The following is a 2,752-nucleotide window of genomic DNA, read 5'->3' on the forward strand; positions in this document are numbered from 1 at the left end:
TAATTTTACCTGCACTTTTATCTAGCTTTTCTTTTTGTTTTAAATCCTGAGTTATCAATTCTTCGCCCAGCCCATCTTGTGATTGGTGGCGTTCAATAATACGTTTGCTTGCGCGTTCTAGTTTTGCTTTTTTGCGGCTTAACTCATCGAATGTGCCGCTCCACTCTTTACTCGCATTGGACTTTAATTTACACCCATCAATGGCAAACATGTTGCGGCCTATCAAGTTTTCCTCATCACATATCATCAGCACTTGCGTGAAAAGTGGCTCAATCTGTTCATGCATTTTAGCCACAAAACCCGCTATAGATGTGTAATGCGGCTGGATATCACCCGACACACTCATAAATAAAATATTATGCTCGCAAGCCTTTGCAATCCGACGGCTACTGATAAAACCATGTGCATAGCCCAGTAAAATAATCTTTAGCATTACCGAAGGCGGATACGCAGCAGCGCCCGTTTTGTCATTGTTGTACCACGCGTCAAACCCCGATAAATCGAGTTTATTTTCGACAATATAACAAAGGGCATACTCAAAAGTGCCAGGCAGAATTTGCTCAGCGAAATTGATAGGAATGAATTTATTTTGACAGGATAAGTCAGGCTTGTAGTTAGCCATAACAGTTTACCGTGGGTGAATAATATCTATTAGATCACAGCGAATGAATGGATTCAAGGTTAAAAAGCAATCAATTGAAAATAGTAGGATACGTTCCTAAAAAGAGTAATTCTACAGCCTCAACGCCTCATTCAGAGGCAATAAAATAGTTGGTTAAAATAAGCGACGCAGGAGCAAAAACCAACTGTTTTTTGTCCTGCTGAAATGACTTGTTAGGATATGAGTTGAATTAACCCTGCAACACCTGATATGAAAGAAACGATAGTTACGCCTACAACAATTTTATTTTTAATAAAGTCTCTATAAGCTAGGTGAAATTGACTATATTTAGGATTGATTGAAGTAACCATTTTTATCCCTGACTTAGTTAAAGTAACGGCTTCATTGGTATGGCTTGTATTTGAGTCATAATTTTCAATTAGGTCGTTGATCTTCAAAGATAACAACCCCTCTTGCAATCTAAACTGGATACCTGAGTAACTAGAATTCTCTTCTTTAAGTCTCATGCAATACTCTAATGCATCATATTTAACTTTATCTATAGGTTCTTGGTCAATTGAGTGCCAAAAATACGTAAGTATTTCTTTTTCTATTTTAGATAAATTGATTTTTTTCAAATCTGCAACTTGCTGAGCAAAAACCTTTCTATTTTTATCTTCTATTTGGCTATAAATTTCGCTAACTTTTTCTACTTGCTCTTTAGTTTTTTTTAACGGCTCTAACAAAAGACTCTCCCTGTAATTTAATATCCTAACGCTTAACATATGGGGATTTTAGGAGCGCTTTTTCAGCGAGTAAAATTCCCACCATGATGTTTTTGTTATGCATAGCCGAACTCCAAAAATGCCATTAATGCAAAAAGAGATAAAAGACTACCAGACAGGTAAACTCTTGCTTGCCTGTAGCTATTAGGGTTATCTTTTTTCCGAAGCATTTCCGCTGCGCCAGTAAGTAGAAGTTTAAGACTAGATAAAGATACTTTTCTTTCTAAAGCAACCATAGCCAGATTTACACCAAAGAACATAAACAAAATTAATAGCACTATTGTTGCGATTATTGTTGATGTATTTTCAATATTTACCAAGCTAAATCCTTGCTATGTATAACACTTACAATAAGCGGTTTTGTGCCGCTCTTGCGCAAAATCCGTCTTAATTGTTTTGTTATATGACGCTTACAAACCCCATACCTGTCCCATCAGTATTAACATGAAAAAACATCCAAACAACGACAACAATGAGGCACCAATAGTTAAGGGTATTACAGATAGCCCAAATCTTCTTGTTTTTGCTGTCGATGCCATGAGTAACCCACTAAGCCAAACACTCGAACTAACTATTATGCCTGACCCAATAAATGATATTTCTTGAGTCTGGTCCCAAAGCAAGAGCCCTGTAGCAAAACACAAAAACAAAACTACAAACCAAGCTACAACAAAATAAATAGGCCTCTCTTTAAAGCCATCTACGAAAAGGTAGAGACAAACTAGAATAGTGTTTGGAGCAATTATTATTGCAAAATCAGTCACTCGCGTTCTCGTACGGCATATAACTTTTCAATAACGGGCGCAGGCACGTAGGGCATAATGGCGAAGCCGCTCTGCGTGTATGCGTCCCAGCGAACGAAGTGAGTGAGTTTATTGAGTTGTTATGCATGCTTATATACAGAGTGAGTTGTGTTTTTAAAACAGTGTAAGGCGATAAAGGCCCCTAAAGTTAAACTCGCCACGCCACACAAATAATTTAAGTCATAGATTATCGTTTCCATTAGGCTCTCACTGTCGAGAAAAACATAATACGAGGACATTATGTAAAGTAAAGCTATGACAGAGCTTCCAATTTTATAGGAAACCTTTGACGTATTAAAAGCAGCGAACAGCAATGCTATTGAAAAAAACACACTCGAAAATGCTCCGATGTAATAAGCTGAGTCTTGGAACTGATATCCTAATTCTTCATCGCGTAACATAACAAAAGGGGATATGAAGCCGATTAACTCCGCTAGAATTGGTCCACTAAATAGTCCAAAGATTAAAATTTTAAGAGCACGAACCATTAAACCACCTTCTAAATGCATAACACTAAGCTTTGGGGCGCTAGCACGTGGGCTATAATCCGAACGAAGTGAGTC

General features: G+C 37.5%; 5 protein-coding genes. 1 reads left to right on the forward strand and 4 read right to left on the reverse strand.

The features are described 5' to 3' along the window. The 3 genes from H5072_RS16175 to H5072_RS16185 all read right to left on the reverse strand — a co-directional run. Positions 1–622, reverse strand: a 622-nt coding sequence (locus H5072_RS16175) for a transposase (protein WP_182694105.1), incomplete at its 3' end; no start/stop codon positions are given. A gap of 212 nt (positions 623–834) precedes the next feature. Then, positions 835–1,347: a hypothetical protein gene (locus tag H5072_RS16180; RefSeq protein ID WP_182694106.1), complete on the reverse strand. Its 513-nt coding sequence runs from the start codon at positions 1,345–1,347 to the stop codon at positions 835–837. 95 nt (positions 1,348–1,442) lie between these two features. Continuing rightward, positions 1,443–1,706, reverse strand: a complete 264-nt coding sequence (locus H5072_RS16185; RefSeq protein WP_182694107.1) for a hypothetical protein — start codon at positions 1,704–1,706, stop codon at positions 1,443–1,445. 124 nt (positions 1,707–1,830) lie between these two features. Here H5072_RS16185 and H5072_RS16190 point away from each other — a divergent pair, with 124 nt between their 5' ends. Then, entirely contained in the window at positions 1,831–1,992 is a 162-nt protein-coding gene (locus H5072_RS16190) for a hypothetical protein (RefSeq protein ID WP_182694108.1), read from the forward strand. A 277-nt stretch (positions 1,993–2,269) separates the two neighbouring features. Here H5072_RS16190 and H5072_RS16195 read toward each other — a convergent pair. After that, a partial coding sequence (locus H5072_RS16195) for a hypothetical protein (protein ID WP_220488666.1) occupies positions 2,270–2,752 on the reverse strand: 483 nt, incomplete at its 5' end.

Source organism: Pseudoalteromonas sp. SR45-5, assembly GCF_014163565.1.
GTDB classification, from domain to species: Bacteria; Pseudomonadota; Gammaproteobacteria; order Enterobacterales; family Alteromonadaceae; genus Pseudoalteromonas; species Pseudoalteromonas distincta.